This window comes from Amycolatopsis sp. NPDC051372, from assembly GCF_040682095.1.
Lineage (GTDB): Bacteria > Actinomycetota > Actinomycetes > Mycobacteriales > Pseudonocardiaceae > Amycolatopsis.
Genome location: NZ_JBFBAF010000007.1, coordinates 40,599 through 54,022, shown reverse-complemented (window position 1 = coordinate 54,022; position 13,424 = coordinate 40,599). Strand labels below are relative to the sequence as shown.

The window sequence follows — 13,424 nt, the reverse complement described above, 5'->3', positions numbered from 1 at the left end:
ACAAGGGTAGTCTCGCCGCCCGTGTCCTCCAGCGTTCAGGTACTCCTCACCCGGCTCGACCTCGGTGTCCCGTTGCCCGCGTATGCGCGGCCGGGCGACGCCGGCGCCGACCTCGTCACCACCTCGGATATCGTCCTCGGGCCCGGCGAACGCGGGGTGGTGGGCACCGGCGTCGCGATCGCGCTGCCGCCCGGCCACGCGGGGTTCGTGCACCCGCGTTCGGGGCTCGCGGCACGCGTGGGGCTGTCGGTGGTGAACACCCCCGGCACGATCGACGCGGGGTACCGCGGTGAAATCCGGATCTGCCTCATCAACCATGATCTTCACGAGCCGGTGGTGCTCGCGCGCGGCGACCGGATCGCGCAGCTCGTGATCCAGCGGGTCGAGCGCGCCGAGTTCGTCGAGGTCGCCGAGCTCGGTGACACCGAACGTGGCGCCGGTGGTTACGGCTCGACGGGCGGGCACGCCACACTGGTCCCGCACGTGCCCGGCACGGACGCGGGCACTGGGGAAGGAACGGAGAAGTAGTGGGGATCTTCGGACGCAAGCGCAAGTCCGACGACGGGCGGACCGAGCCCGGCGGCGGCGCCGCGGGCGACACCGGGGCGGACGCCGACGACGCGGTCGAACCCGAGAACCAGCTGTCGGAGACCGAGCAGGGGCCCTTCGACGTCGCCGACGCCGAAGAGGACGGCATCCCGCGCATCGACCTCGGTTCGGTGCGGGTCCCGGTCCCGGACGGCTCGCAGGTGCAGGTCGAGATGGACCCGGAGGCCGGCGGTGTCCGCGCGGTCCACGTCGTGACCGAGCAGGGCCAGATCACCGTCAGCGCCTACGCGGCGCCGCGTTCGGGCGGTCTGTGGCGCGAGGTCGGCACCGAGCTGGCCGACCAGCTGCGGGCCGACGGCGCGAAGGTGACGGTGGGTCGCGGCGAGTGGGGCCTGGAGCTGTCGGCCATCGTCGGCGACGTCGCGCTGCGCTTCGTCGGCGTGGACGGCCCGCGCTGGATGCTGCGCGGCGTGATCGCCGGCCCGCAGTCGCAGTCCGCGCAGGCTCCCGACGTGCTGCGCATGATCGTGCGCCACACCATCGTCGACCGTGGCGACTCCCCGATGCCGGTGCGCACGCCGCTCCCGATCACGCTCCCGGAAGCCGTCGCGCAGCACATCGCCGAGCAGCAAGAAGGCTGACAGTCAAGCGAAGGAAGGCCCCGGCACTCACCTGTGCCGGGGCCTTCTTTCATTTCTTTTCACCACCTGGTTTTCATCGCGGGCCCACGGCGGACCCGAACCAGCCCTTCAGGAACCCGACGAGGCTCGCGCGCCCCAGCACCTCGCGGTCCCGTCCGAAGCCGGCCAGCTCGACCACGCCCAGCTCGCCCCTCGGCAGCGCCCCGGCCCACTCGCGCGCCACCGCCACGGGGTGCACCAGGTCCCCGGCGCACCCGCCGATCCCGGCCGGCACGGCGACCGTCGCCAGCTCCGCCAACGACGGCGCCCGCCGTCCCGCGGCGACCCGCAGGCCCGCCACCAGCTCGTCGCCGTGCCGTCGCCAGGCCCGCGACAGCTCGTCGACGAGCCACCCCGGGCTCCCGGCGGCGACGGCGGCCAACGCGCCGTCGACGCCCTGAGAGGCCACCAGATCCGCTGAGGCCCGCGCGGCGACGGCCGCGGCCGCTGACCCGGGTTCGCCGTTCCAGGCCGGGAGCGCGCACACCAGCCCCTCGCAACGGCCCGGGTTCGCCACCGCCCACTCCGTGGCCAGGTGTGCGCCGAACGAGATGCCGCCGACGACCAGCGATCCGTGGACGCGCGCGAGCCGGTCGAGCTCTTCGAGGTACCCGTCGGCGAGCGCGGCGCCGGGCGGCGGGGGCGGCGCGATCAGCCGGGCGCCCACCAACGCCAACGGGCCGGTGAACACCGACTGAACGAACACCTCGTCGGACCCCGTACCGGGCAGCAGGACCACGGGGAGGTTCCGGATTGCGGACGTCACGTTGCGATCTTGGCGCAAACCCGTTTCGCTGATGTGAACCACAGCTACGCTGGATTACGCACGGGCCGCGAAGTCGGGGGCCCCGGAGCACAGGAGCACACCATGTCCGCCAAGGACGGCGGCTACTTCAGCCGGTTGGTTCGCAAGCTGACCAGCGACGTCGAGGACCTCGACGCCGACGAGATGTCCGAGAGGTCAGGGGCCGAAGGTGCTCGCCGCGCCTGTGACTGCCGGTCCGGCGAAGAGGCGACAGTGCTCGGCAGGCTGCGCAGCGTCGAGCTGTGCCCGAGCGAGGGAACTCCGACGCTCCAGGCCGAGCTGTTCGACGGGACACAGGGCGTGACGCTAATCTGGCTGGGCCGACGCCGGATCCCCGGTATCGAGCCGGGTCGGACCATCAAGGTCCGCGGCCGGATGGCAGAGCGTGACGGCCAGAAGGTGCTGTACAACCCGTACTACGAACTCCAGAGCCCGGTAGGTTGATCGACTCCCGTGACTGAACCCGCTCCCCGCGACGAGACGAACGTGCCCGGCGGCGGGGACGAAAAGCACGACACGGACAACGACACCGAGAAGCCCGAACCCACGTTGCTGGAGCAGATGGGCGGCGTGTCGGGCCTGTTCTACTCGTCGGTGCCGGTGATCGTGTTCGTGCTGGTGAACGCTTTCTTCGGGCTCACCGCGGCCATCTGGGGCTCGGTCGGCAGCGCCGTGGCGATCACGGTGCTGCGGGTCGTGCGCAAGGAACCGCTGCAGCCGGCGATCTCGGGCTTCTTCGGGGTCGCGATCGCGGCGTTCATCGCGTTCCGCACGGGTTCGGCCAAGGGGTTCTTCCTCTTCGGCATCTGGGCGAGCCTCGCCTACTGCGGCGTGTTCGTGCTGTCGATCCTCGTGCGCTGGCCGATCGCCGGCGTGGTGTGGAGCGCACTCAACGGCGCCGGCCAGGCCTGGCGCAAGGACAAGCCCTCGCGCTACGGCTACGACGTCGCCACGCTCGCGCTGGCCGTGATCTTCGCCGCGCGGTTCGTGGTGCAGCGCTGGCTCTACAACAGCGACTACACCGGCTGGCTCGCGTTCGCGAAGATCGCCATGGGTTACCCGCTCTACGCGCTGGGCCTGCTCGTTGTCGTCTGGGCGGTCCGCCGCTCGGACAAGCGGCTGAAGGCGCTGGCCGAGACTGAGCCGAAGCCGGAGACCGACGCGGAGGTCGAGGCCCGGCTTCGCGAGAAGTACGCGCAGACGCCGACTCCGGAGGTTTAACGGCCTTCCCCGAGACACAGGAAAGGCCCTCACACGCTCATGAGGGGCCTTTCCTGTGTTTCTCAGTATCCCAGGGCCGTGCGGATCTCCGGCTCGACGTCCGACGTCGCCACGAACAGCAGCTCGTCACCGGCTTCCAGCGGGTCCTCCGGCTGCGGCACGATCACGCGGTCGCCGCGCAGGATCGTGACGAGCGCGGCGTCGCGGGGCAGCGCGATGTCGCTCACGGGCTTGCCGGCCAACGGGGTCTCCTCGGGCAGCGTGAGCTCCACGAGGTTCGCCTGGCTCTGGCGGAAGGTCATCAGCCGCACGAGGTCGCCGACGCTCACGGCCTCCTCGACCATCGCGGCGAGCATGCGCGGGGTCGACACGGCCACGTCGACGCCCCAGGCGTCGGTGAACAGCCATTCGTTGGCGGGGTTGTTCACGCGGGCCACCACCCGGCGCACGGCGAACTCCGTCTTCGCGAGCAGCGACACCACGAGGTTGGACTTGTCGTCGCCGGTCGCGGCGATCACCACGTCGCAGCGCTCGATGCCGGACTCCTCGAGGTTCGAGAGCTCGCACGCGTCACCGAGCACCCAGTCGGCCTGCGGCACGCTCTCGGGCTCGAACTGGTCCGCCTCCCGCTCGATCAGCATCACCTGGTGCCGCCCGTCGATCAGCTCGACGGCGATGGAGCGCCCGACGGCGCCGGCACCCGCGATCGCGACCCGCATCAGTTCTCCTCCTCCGGAGCGCGAGCGGCCACGCTCGTCACGTCGCTGACGGTGCCGGAGCGGGCCGCGACGTACACGACGTCGTCGGCCTGCACCATGGTCTTGTTGTCCGGCAGCACGCCGTTTCCGAACCGCATGATGAACGCGACGCGCGCGCCCGTGGCGTCCTGGAGGTCGCGCACGCTGCGCCCGACCCAGCCCTCGTTCAGCGGCAACTGCAGCAGCGCGACGTTGCCCGACGGATCGCGCCACACCGACGCGACGCCGTCCGGCAGCAGGGTCCGCAGGAAGCGGTCGGTGGTCCACGGCACCGTCGCGACGGTGGGGATGCCCAGCCGCTCGTACACGGCGGCGCGCTTGTGGTCGTAGATCCGCGCGACCACGTGCTCGATGCCGAAGTTCTCGCGCGCGACCCGCGCGGAGATGATGTTGGAGTTGTCCCCGCTCGACACGGCCGCGAACGCGCCGGCCTCTTCGATGCCGGCCTCGATCAGCACCTGCCGGTCGAAACCGACGCCGACGATCTGCTGGCCGTGGAAGTCGTGGCCCAGCCGGCGGAACGCCTGGGGGTTCTTGTCGATGACGGCCACCTCGTGGCCGAGACGCTCCAGCGCCGCGGCCAGGGATGCGCCGACCCGGCCGCACCCCATGATCACCACGTGCACGCCTTGCCTCCTCGTAGGTGGGGTAAACCCGTTCGTGGGTACCCTCGCGCACCACGGGCGAACCTACCCTGCCGGGCCCCGGTTGGTTCCACCGTCCTCCCCTCCACCGCCCTCAACGGAGCAGCTCCGCTGCGCTGTAGATTCACCAGGGTGTCGAAGTTCCCGACCGTGTTGAAGCGCCTGGTTCTCGGACGTCCGTTCCGCAGTGACCGGCTCGGCCACACGCTCCTGCCCAAGCGCATCGCGCTGCCGATCTTCGCCTCGGACGCGCTTTCCAGCGTCGCGTACGCGCCGGAAGAGATCTTCCTGACGCTGAGCTTCGCCGGGCTGTCGGCGTACGCGTTCGCGCCGTGGATCGGGGTGGCCGTGGCGCTGGTCATGCTGACGGTCGTGGCGTCGTACCGGCAGAACGTGCACGCCTACCCGAGCGGTGGCGGTGACTACGAGGTCGCCGGCACCAACCTGGGGAGCAAGTTCGGCCTCACGGTGGCGAGCGCCCTGCTCGTGGACTACGTGATGACCGTCGCGGTGTCCACTTCGTCCGGTGTCGCCAACATCGGCTCGGCGATCCCGTGGGTCGCCGAGCACAAGGTGATCACCGCCGTGGTGATCGTCGCGGTGCTGACCGCGCTGAACCTGCGCGGAGTGCGCGAATCGGGCAAAGCCTTCGCAATCCCCGTCTACGGGTTCATCATCGGCATCCTGGTCATGGTCGTGTGGGGGCTGATCGAGGCCGCGACGGGCACGACGATGCGGGCGGAGAGCGCCGGGTTCACGCTGCACTCCGAGGGCACGTGGACCGGGTTCGCGTTCGTCTTCCTGATCCTGCGGTCGTTCTCCTCGGGCGCGGCGGCGCTGACCGGGGTCGAGGCGATCAGCAACGGCGTGCCGGCGTTCAGGAAGCCGAAGTCGAAGAACGCGGCCACCACGCTGCTGCTCATGGGCGTGCTCGCGGTGACGATGCTCATCGGCATCATCACGCTCGCCGTGATCACCAAGGTGAACTTCGCCGACAATCCGGCCGAGCAGCTGCAGGGCGCGCCGCAGGGGTACCAGCAGAAGACGATCGTGACGCAGATCGCCCAGGCCGTGTTCGCCGGCTTCCCGCCGGCGTTCTACTACATCTCCTTCGCCACCGGCATCATCCTGCTGCTGGCGGCCAACACGGCGTTCAACGGTTTCCCGGTGCTCGGCTCGATCCTGGCGCAGGACCGCTACCTGCCGCGGCAGCTGCACACGCGCGGCGACCGGCTGGCGTTCTCCAACGGCATCCTGTTCCTCGCGGTCTTCGCGCTGGTGCTGATCATCGCGTTCGACGCGGAGGTCACCCGGCTCATCCAGCTTTACATCGTGGGTGTGTTCGTGTCGTTCACGATCAGCCAGACCGGCATGGTTCGGCACTGGAACCGTTTGCTGGCCAAGGAAACCGACGGCGCGGTGCGGCGGCGGATGCGGCGCTCGCAGACGGTCAACGCGATCGGTCTCACGATGACCGGCACCGTGCTGATCATCGTGCTGATCACCAAGTTCCTGCTCGGCGCGTGGATCGCGATCGCCGCGATGGTGGCGATCTACGCGTTGATGACGGCGATCCGGAAGCACTACGACCGTGTTTCCGAGGAGCTGAAGGAGCTCGGCGACACCCCGACTGTGCTGCCTTCGCGCAACCACGCGATCGTGCTGGTGTCCAAATTGCACCGCCCGACCCTGCGTGCGCTCGCCTACGCCAAGGCGATGCGGCCCGACGTGCTCGAGGCCGTGACCGTGAACGTCGACGACGCTGACACCCGCCGCCTCACCGCCGAGTGGGAGGCGCACAAGTTCAAGGTGCCGCTGAAGGTCGTCGAGTCGCCCTACCGCGAAATCACGAAGCCGGTGCTGGACTACGTGAAGCGGGTGCGCGGCGACAACCCGCGCAACGTGGTCACCGTGTTCATCCCGGAGTACGTGGTGGGTCACTGGTGGGAGCAGGTGCTGCACAACCAGAGCGCGTTGCGGCTCAAGGGAAGGCTGCTGTTCCAGCCGGGTGTCATCGTCGCGAGCGTGCCGTGGCAGCTGGAGTCGTCGGCGAAGGCGGCGGAGCGCGGTCGCCGGGCCCGTCCCGCGGCCGGTGACGTGCGGCGTGGGTTCGCGGCGAGCGGCGGGGCAGCGGCCGCGAAGCCTGTGGAAACCCCGAAACAAGCCAAGGAACCTGCTGAATGACGGAGAACTGGCTCGGCCGCGTGGTCGAGCTCGAGATCGGCCCGGTCGCCCACGGCGGCCACTGCGTGTCGCGTGTGGACGGACGGGTGGTGTTCGTGCGCCACGGGTTGCCGGGCGAGCGCGTGCGCGCCGAGGTGACCGAGGACAAAGGCGGCTCGTTCTGCCGGGCGGACGCGGTGGAGGTGCTCGGCGCTTCGGAGCACCGCGTCACGCCGCCGTGCCCGCTGGCCGCGCCAGGGGGCTGTGGTGGCTGCGACTGGCAGCACGCCGACCCGGAGTACCAGCGTTCCCTGAAGGCGGCCGTGGTCGCCGAGCAGCTGGAACGCCTGGCGGGCATCACGCGCGACGTCGTGGTCGAGCCGCTCGACGGCGGCCCGCTCGGCTGGCGCAGCCGCGTGCGGCTCGTGGCCGGGCGCGACGGCCGCGCCGGGCTGCGCGCGCACCACAGCCACCGCGTCGTCGCGCTAGATGACTGCCCGATCGCGGTGCCGGGCACGCTCGACGTGGCGCTGGCCAAGCGCTGGCGCCCGGGCACCGAGCTCGAGACGACCACCGACGGCGACGGGCACACGCACCTGCGTGAGCTCTCCACCGTCCACGGCCGCACGAAGTCGCGCCAGCTGTCCGGCGGTCTCGCCGTGCAGTACGCCGCGGACCGCGACTGGCGCCTCGACGCCCACGGCTTCTGGCAGGTGCACCCCTTCGCGGCGGACACCTTCGCACAGCTCGTGCGAGAGTGGGCCGAGGCCCCGCGCGGCGGGGTCGCGTGGGATCTCTACGCCGGCGTCGGCTTGTTCGCCTCGGTGCTGGCCGAGCAGGTCGGGGAGGACGGCCGCGTGCTCGCCGTGGAGTCCGGCCGCCAGGCGGTGACGGACGGCGAGCGCAACCTCGCGGACCTGCCGCAGGTGTCGTGGCGCGCGGGCCGGGTCGAACACGCCCTGGCGGACGCGCCGAAGCCCGTCGACGTGGTCGTGCTCGACCCGCCGCGCAAGGGTGCGGGGCGCGCGGTCGTGGACGCGATCGCGGCGGGTTCACCCGACCGGATCGTGTACGTCGCCTGCGATCCCGCGGCGTTCGCCCGGGACCTGGCGACCTTCGCCGACCACGGGTATTCGCTCACAGACCTGCGGGCGTTCGACGCGTTCCCGATGACCCACCACGTGGAGTGCGTGGCGCTGCTGCAGTAATTTGGCCCCTGCCTCACCACAACGCGAGATCGCGCCGGTTTCCGGATGGGGGGCGGCGCGATCGGCCCCCGGCCGATCCGACCGCCCCCATCCGGAACCCGGCTCAAAGGCGATCTCGCACGCCCCGCCGGAGGCGGGGCCAAATTGCAGTGTCGGTCGGAAAATTGTCGGTGGTGAGCGTCACACTGGTCGGCATGGTGATGCTCGACGATTTCGACCGCGCCGCGGCGGTGGTGCAGGCTGTGGTGTGTTCGGTGCGCGACGACCAGTGGTCGCTGCCCACGGCGTGCGCGGAGTGGGACGTGCGCGCGGTGGTCAACCACCTCGCGCACGGCAACGCGCGCGTGGCGGAATGGGCTGGCGCGGGCCCGGCCGCGCCACCCGGCGACTACCTCGGCGCCGACCCACCCGGCGCGTTCACGGCGTCCGTGGCGCGGGCGCGCGAGGTGCTCGCCGAGCCCGGCCTGGCCACGCGCCTGGTGACGACGCCGCTCGGCGACGTGCCGGGCTCGCTGCTGGTCCACATGCGGCTCAACGAGTACCTCGCGCACGGCTGGGACGTCGCCGACGCCACGGGCCAGCCCACGGACTTCGTGCCCGACCTCGCGGAGCAGGCGCTCGAGTCCTGGCGGACGCGGTTCGGCGACCAGTCCCGGCCACCGGGCGGTCCGTTCGCGCCCGAGCTGCCGGCGCCCCCGGACGCGGCGGCGGCCGATCGGCTGGCGGCGTTCCTCGGGAGGACGCCGGTGCGCGCGGGAGAGCTCAGGCCTTGATCGCGCCCGCGATCTTGGGCACGACCTCCTTCAGCCCGCACCAGGCCCAGCTGCGCGAAGAACAGGGCGGACGCGTCCTGGGCGCTGCTGATCGTGGTGATCGTGCCGTCGCCGGTGACCGGGCCGATGGTGAACGTGCGGCCGGCGAAGCTCGGGTTGGCGTCCTTCGCTGCCTTGATCTGGGCTTCGACGTCGGCCACGAGCTTCTCGGCCGCGTCAGCCCGGCCCAGCGTGGTGGCGACGCGGCGTGTGGTGACCTGCCAGGTGTCCTTGTTGTACCCGGAGGCGGACGACAGCGTCGGAGCGATCGCGCTGAGCGTCTTGTAGTCCTGGGCCAGCGTGGACCGGTCGGTGCCGAGGATCAGGTCGGGCTTGAGCGCGGCGATGCGCTCGAAGGGCAGCTGCGTGTCGGCGAACAGCTCAGGCGGGTGGGCGCCCGCCTTCGCCTTGAGCCACGGCGACATCCCGCCCGGCAGGAACTTGCCCAGGTCAGGGGTGATGAGCGGCACGGCGCCGAGCGCGACGGCCGCGTCGGAGTCGCGGTACTGGCCCACCGACACCACGCGCTGCGGCGGCCGGGGGATCGTCGTGGTGCCTTCGACGCCCTGCACGTCGACCGGGAAGCCCGGCGCGGCCGGACCGCCCGCGGCCGGGGTCTCCTCGGCGCTGGAACAGGCCGCCAGAGCCAGCCCCGCGGACACCCCCACCGCGGCTTTGAGCACACCACGCCGCCCCACCAGGCCAGAAGTCATGGCCGGGATATTAGGTAAGCATTGCCTACTCTGGCAATGTGTCAGCGGCGCTTCACCGCGAATCCCGATGCGAGCCCCGTTACGGTCAGCAGCACGCCCACTCCGAGCAGTAGCCACGCGCCGAGCGCCGGCCGGATTTCGGCGGTGGGGAACACGTCGGCCGCCGCCGGCAGCGTCCGCACGAGGTACCGCACGGCGATGCCGCACAGGATGAGCCCCGGCAGCGTCGCGAACGCCAGCGGCTCGTCGCTGTGCCGCCGCAGCGAGACCCACGCCAGCGTGAACGCCGCGGCCAATGCCACCGCGCACACGAGGCGCAGCGCCACGCCGAGCTCCGGACCGGGAGCGGCGTCGGTCAACCGGTCGGACAGGGCGTGGGCCGTCGGCAGCACGAGGGCCACCCCGCCCGCCACCGCCGCGGCGGCCACGACGACCGCGCGCGTGCTGCGCAGCGACCCACCGCTCACGACACCTCCACCAGGCCCGGGGGACCCGAGTGTACGGGCGTCGTGACCGGTTCCACTGCCTCCGGACGGGCGCTTGTGGACGGTGCCCGCTCACCGGAAACCCGGCTCGCGTGGCGATCTCCGCCGCGTTACTGATCCGGCCAAAAGCAGGCCGACCCCCACGCGGCACGTAACCGTTGCCACGAAGCCATTCGGCCGTGACTGTGGTCGGATTGGTAACGATCGGTCAGTAGGCGCGGTCCTGCTTGATCAGGTCCGCGCATTTCTCGCCGATGGCCATCGTCGTGATGCACGGGTTCACGGTCACCAGGAACGGCATCACCGACGCGTCCGCCACGCGCAACCCGTCGACGCCACGCACGCGCAGGCGGGCGTCGAGCACCGCCTCCGGGTCGCCGTCCGGGCCCATCCGGGCGGTGCACGCGGGGTGGTAGACGGTGTTGTGGGTCTTGCGCAGGTAGTCGGCGATCTCGTCGTCACTCACGCAGTCGCGGCCCGGTGAGAGCTCGGTACCGGCCCACTCGTCCAGCGCCGGCTGCGCGGCGATCTCACGGGCCAGCTTCACGCCGTGGGTCATCACGCGCAGGTCGTGCTCGTCGGTGAAGTAGCGCGGGTCCACGCGCGGCTTGTCGCGGAAGTCGCGCGTGCGCAGGCGGACGGTGCCGCGCGAACGGCTGCGTGTGACGTTCGGCGTGAGGCAGAAGCCGTTCTCCGTGGTCGGGTAGCCGTGGCGGAGAGTGTTCATGTCGAAGGGCACCGAGCCGTAGTGGAACATCAGGTCGGGCCGGTCCAGACCTTCCTCGGTGCACGTGAAGATGCCGATCTCCCACCACTGCGTGGACTCGGTGACCATCGGCTGCAGCGCGTCCCACTGGACCAGGCCCTCGGGGTGGTCCTCCAGGTTCGAGCCGACGCCGGGGGAGTCCACCAGCACGTCCACGCCCACCTCGCGCAGGTGCCCGGCGGGTCCGATGCCCGAGAGCATCAGCAGCTTCGGCGTGTCGATCGCGCCGGAGCTCACGATCACCTCGCGCCGCGCCGTCACGGTCGTGTGGTGGATCAGGTCGGGGTGCTGCAGCTCGACGCCGGTGCAGCGGCGGCCGTCGAACAGCAGCCGCTTGGCCCGCGCGCCGGTGCGCACCTCGAGGTTCTCGCGGGTGTCCAGGATCGGGTGCAGGTACGACACCGAAGCCGAAGACCGCACGCCGTCTTCGCGCGCGTTGATCTGGAACCAGTTCGCGCCGTGGGTCACCGTCTTGCCGGAGTTGAACTCCGTGGTCGGGATGCCCGCCTGCGCGCACGCGGCGAGCATCGCGACACCCGCCGGGTCGCGCGGCGGCACGGACCGGATCGTGACGGGTCCGGAGCGGCCGTGGTGCTCGCCGGGACCGTCGTTGGTCTCGAGTCGTTGGTACAGCGGGAAAATGTCCGCCGCCGACCAGCCCGGGAGGCCGAGCGACGCCCACTCGTCGAGGTCTTCGGCCGGCGCCCAGAACGCGATGCACGAGTTGTGCGAAGAGCACCCGCCGAGCACCCGGGCGCGGGCCTGGCGGAGGTAGGAGTTGCCGGCTTCCTGCGGCTCCACCGGGTAGTCCCAGTCGTAGCCGGATTCCAGCAGTGCCATCCAGTTCGTGAGTTCGAGCACGGCGGCGTCGTCCACATCGGACGGTCCGGCTTCCAGCAGGCAGACGGTGACGCCCGGGTCCTCCGAAAGTCTCGCCGCCACCACCGAACCGGCCGTGCCGCCGCCGACCACCACGTAGTCGAACTCGTTCACCTGGACTCCTCCTTTGCGGACGGCTCCGACGACGGCACCGAGGCGTGGCCGGCCAGAACCCCGATGCGGTGGCGCTGCACGAACCAGTAGTAGGCGAACCCGCCGGCCGCGAACACGCCGACGAAGAGCACCGAGCTCCAGCGCAGGTACCAGTGGAACGGCGGGGACGCGTTGTAGATCTCCGTGCGCGGCCAGGCGAGGTTCACGGTCATCCCGATGCCCCACAGCACCGCGAGCACGTTCACCGGCAGGCCCCAGCGCCCGAGCGAGAAGCGCCCGGGCGGGCAGTCCTTGCGCGGCCAGCCGCCGCGCAGGCGTTTGATCAGCATCGGGACCGTCACCAGCAGGTAGGCCAGGTAGATCAGGATGATCGCGAGGCTCGTGACCGCTGAGAAGATCTGTGACGAGTTGATGTTCACCAGCAGCAGCGCGATCGCGATCACGCCGATCACGATCGCGGGCAGCACCGGCGTGCCGGTCTTCTTGCTCACGCGCGCGAGCCGCGAGCCGCCCGGCAGCGCGTTGTCGCGTGCCATCGCGAACGCGATGCGGATCGCCGCCGTGTGCACGGCCAGCACGCACACGGTGATCGCGATGAACACCACGAACAGGAAGATCCGCCCGATCGCCGGCCCGAGCGCGTCGGTGAGCACGAACTGCAGGCCGACCGTGCCGAGCTCCGGCGCGTGGATGTTGCCGACGGCCATGAGCGCGAAGAGGATGATCAGCCCGCCGAGCAGGAACGACGCCACGAGCGCCCGCATGATCGCCTTCGGCGCGTTGCGGTGCGGGTCCACCGACTCCTCGCCGAGCGAGGCAGCCGTGTCGAACCCGTACATCACGTAGGACGACGCGATGGCCGCGATGAGGAACGCGCCGAGGTAGCCGCCCGCGTGCCCGGCGCCGGTGCCGTTCGTCTCCGTGACCACGCCGGGGCCGCGCACGAAGTGGAACGCCAGGAACACGACCAGCAGCACCGCGAACAGCAGCTCGATGAACACGCCGGCGCTGTTGATCCGCGCCATCAGCTTCACGCCGAACGCGTTGACCAGCGTGGTGAACACGATCAGGACGGTGGCCAGCAGCACGCCGTTGGCCGCGTCGCTGGAGCCCGACCCGTCGCCGATGAACTGGAAGAACGAGGTGATCTGCGGCAGCGTGCGCTGGTAGGCCAGCGCCGTGGCGGAGATGGACACGATCGAGGCCAGCAGCATCATCCAGCCCGCCAGCCACGCCACGTGCCCGTTGCCGAGCTTCTTCGCCCAGTTGTAGACCGACCCGGCCACCGGATACTGCGCGGCCAGCTCCGCGAAGCCCAGCGCCACCATGAGCTGGCCGGCGAAGACCATCGGCCACGACCAACAGTACGCCGGGCCGCCCTGCGAGATCCCCAGGTAGGAGAGCTGGAAGACGCCCGTGAGCACCGAGATGTAGCTGATGCCCGCGGCGAAGGTGTGGAAGCTGCCCAGCGTTCTCTTGAGCTGGTTGGTGTAGCCGAACTCGCCGAGTTCCTGATCGCTGGTGTCCGCGTTGCCACGGCCGCCGGTGTCGGTGCTCACGGGCACTGGTCCTTTCGGTGGTTCTCGATCGGACTAGGGCTTGAAGGCGCTTCTTCAGCGCGCGGGTG

General features: G+C 70.8%; 12 protein-coding genes and 2 pseudogenes. 7 read left to right on the top strand and 7 right to left on the bottom strand.

The window, feature by feature from the left end:
- Nucleotides 1-21 precede the first annotated feature (21 nt).
- Nucleotides 22-528, top strand: a complete 507-nt coding sequence (gene dut / locus AB0M56_RS12630; RefSeq protein ID WP_364174342.1) for a dUTP diphosphatase — start codon at nucleotides 22-24, stop codon at nucleotides 526-528.
- Nucleotides 528-1,190, top strand: a complete 663-nt coding sequence (locus AB0M56_RS12625) for a DUF3710 domain-containing protein (RefSeq protein ID WP_364174339.1) — start codon at nucleotides 528-530, stop codon at nucleotides 1,188-1,190. The genes dut and AB0M56_RS12625 overlap by 1 nt, the downstream gene beginning before the upstream one ends.
- A 73-nt stretch (nucleotides 1,191-1,263) precedes the next feature.
- Here AB0M56_RS12625 and AB0M56_RS12620 read toward each other — a convergent pair whose 3' ends face one another.
- Nucleotides 1,264-1,995: an alpha/beta hydrolase gene (locus AB0M56_RS12620; protein ID WP_364174336.1), complete on the bottom strand. Its 732-nt coding sequence runs from the start codon at nucleotides 1,993-1,995 to the stop codon at nucleotides 1,264-1,266.
- Nucleotides 1,996-2,097: 102 nt separating this feature from the next.
- Here AB0M56_RS12620 and AB0M56_RS12615 point away from each other — a divergent pair, with 102 nt between their 5' ends.
- The gene (locus tag AB0M56_RS12615) at nucleotides 2,098-2,478 is read left to right on the top strand and encodes an OB-fold nucleic acid binding domain-containing protein (protein WP_220238342.1); all 381 of its coding nucleotides are present in this window, start codon (nucleotides 2,098-2,100) and stop codon (nucleotides 2,476-2,478) included.
- 117 nt (nucleotides 2,479-2,595) lie between these two features.
- Complete coding sequence (locus tag AB0M56_RS12610; RefSeq protein WP_364174927.1) at nucleotides 2,596-3,255, top strand: DUF3159 domain-containing protein; 660 nt, start codon at nucleotides 2,596-2,598, stop codon at nucleotides 3,253-3,255.
- A 62-nt stretch (nucleotides 3,256-3,317) separates the two neighbouring features.
- Here the strand turns inward: AB0M56_RS12610 and AB0M56_RS12605 are convergent, their stop codons facing one another.
- Together AB0M56_RS12605 and AB0M56_RS12600 are read right to left on the bottom strand one after the other, a co-directional pair.
- Nucleotides 3,318-3,974 carry a TrkA family potassium uptake protein gene (locus AB0M56_RS12605; protein ID WP_364174334.1) on the bottom strand — a complete coding sequence of 219 codons (657 nt, stop codon included), beginning with the start codon at nucleotides 3,972-3,974 and terminating at the stop codon, nucleotides 3,318-3,320.
- Nucleotides 3,974-4,648: pseudogene (locus AB0M56_RS12600) on the bottom strand (TrkA family potassium uptake protein); the annotation flags it as partial. The gene AB0M56_RS12605 and the pseudogene AB0M56_RS12600, both read right to left, overlap by 1 nt.
- 141 nt (nucleotides 4,649-4,789) lie before the next feature.
- Here AB0M56_RS12600 and AB0M56_RS12595 point away from each other — a divergent pair.
- The 3 genes from AB0M56_RS12595 to AB0M56_RS12585 all read left to right on the top strand — a co-directional run bounded on the left by AB0M56_RS12595 (nucleotide 4,790) and on the right by AB0M56_RS12585 (nucleotide 8,801).
- Nucleotides 4,790-6,841 carry an APC family permease gene (locus tag AB0M56_RS12595; protein WP_354873428.1) on the top strand — a complete coding sequence of 684 codons (2,052 nt, stop codon included), beginning with the start codon at nucleotides 4,790-4,792 and terminating at the stop codon, nucleotides 6,839-6,841.
- Nucleotides 6,838-8,028 (top strand): class I SAM-dependent RNA methyltransferase, encoded by a 1,191-nt coding sequence (locus AB0M56_RS12590; RefSeq protein WP_364174331.1) that lies wholly within the window; start codon nucleotides 6,838-6,840, stop codon nucleotides 8,026-8,028. The genes AB0M56_RS12595 and AB0M56_RS12590 overlap by 4 nt, the downstream gene beginning before the upstream one ends.
- 194 nt (nucleotides 8,029-8,222) lie before the next feature.
- A complete protein-coding gene (locus AB0M56_RS12585; RefSeq protein WP_364174924.1) occupies nucleotides 8,223-8,801 on the top strand; it encodes a TIGR03086 family metal-binding protein in 579 nt (192 codons plus the stop codon).
- A gap of 53 nt (nucleotides 8,802-8,854) precedes the next feature.
- Here AB0M56_RS12585 and AB0M56_RS12580 read toward each other — a convergent pair.
- The 4 genes and pseudogenes from AB0M56_RS12580 to AB0M56_RS12565 all read right to left on the bottom strand — a co-directional run.
- Nucleotides 8,855-9,265, bottom strand: a pseudogene (locus tag AB0M56_RS12580) (ABC transporter substrate-binding protein); the annotation flags it as partial.
- A gap of 329 nt (nucleotides 9,266-9,594) precedes the next feature.
- The gene (locus tag AB0M56_RS12575) at nucleotides 9,595-10,020 is read right to left on the bottom strand and encodes a hypothetical protein (protein ID WP_364174328.1); all 426 of its coding nucleotides are present in this window, start codon (nucleotides 10,018-10,020) and stop codon (nucleotides 9,595-9,597) included.
- 226 nt (nucleotides 10,021-10,246) lie between these two features.
- The gene (locus AB0M56_RS12570; protein ID WP_364174325.1) at nucleotides 10,247-11,797 is read right to left on the bottom strand and encodes a GMC oxidoreductase; all 1,551 of its coding nucleotides are present in this window, start codon (nucleotides 11,795-11,797) and stop codon (nucleotides 10,247-10,249) included.
- On the bottom strand, nucleotides 11,794-13,356 hold the full coding sequence (locus AB0M56_RS12565; protein WP_364174322.1) for an amino acid permease: 1,563 nt from the start codon (nucleotides 13,354-13,356) through the stop codon (nucleotides 11,794-11,796). The genes AB0M56_RS12570 and AB0M56_RS12565 overlap by 4 nt, the downstream gene beginning before the upstream one ends.
- Nucleotides 13,357-13,424 lie beyond the last annotated feature (68 nt).

Coding starts and splice junctions, on each gene's coding strand:
- AB0M56_RS12615 (WP_220238342.1), top strand. CDS start 2,098: ATGTCCGCCAAGGACGGCGGCTACTTCAGCCGGTTGGTTCGCAAGCTG.
- AB0M56_RS12610 (WP_364174927.1), top strand. CDS start 2,596: ATGGGCGGCGTGTCGGGCCTGTTCTACTCGTCGGTGCCGGTGATCGTG.
- AB0M56_RS12605 (WP_364174334.1), bottom strand. CDS start 3,974: ATGCGGGTCGCGATCGCGGGTGCCGGCGCCGTCGGGCGCTCCATCGCC.
- AB0M56_RS12590 (WP_364174331.1), top strand. CDS start 6,838: ATGACGGAGAACTGGCTCGGCCGCGTGGTCGAGCTCGAGATCGGCCCG.
- AB0M56_RS12585 (WP_364174924.1), top strand. CDS start 8,223: ATGGTGATGCTCGACGATTTCGACCGCGCCGCGGCGGTGGTGCAGGCT.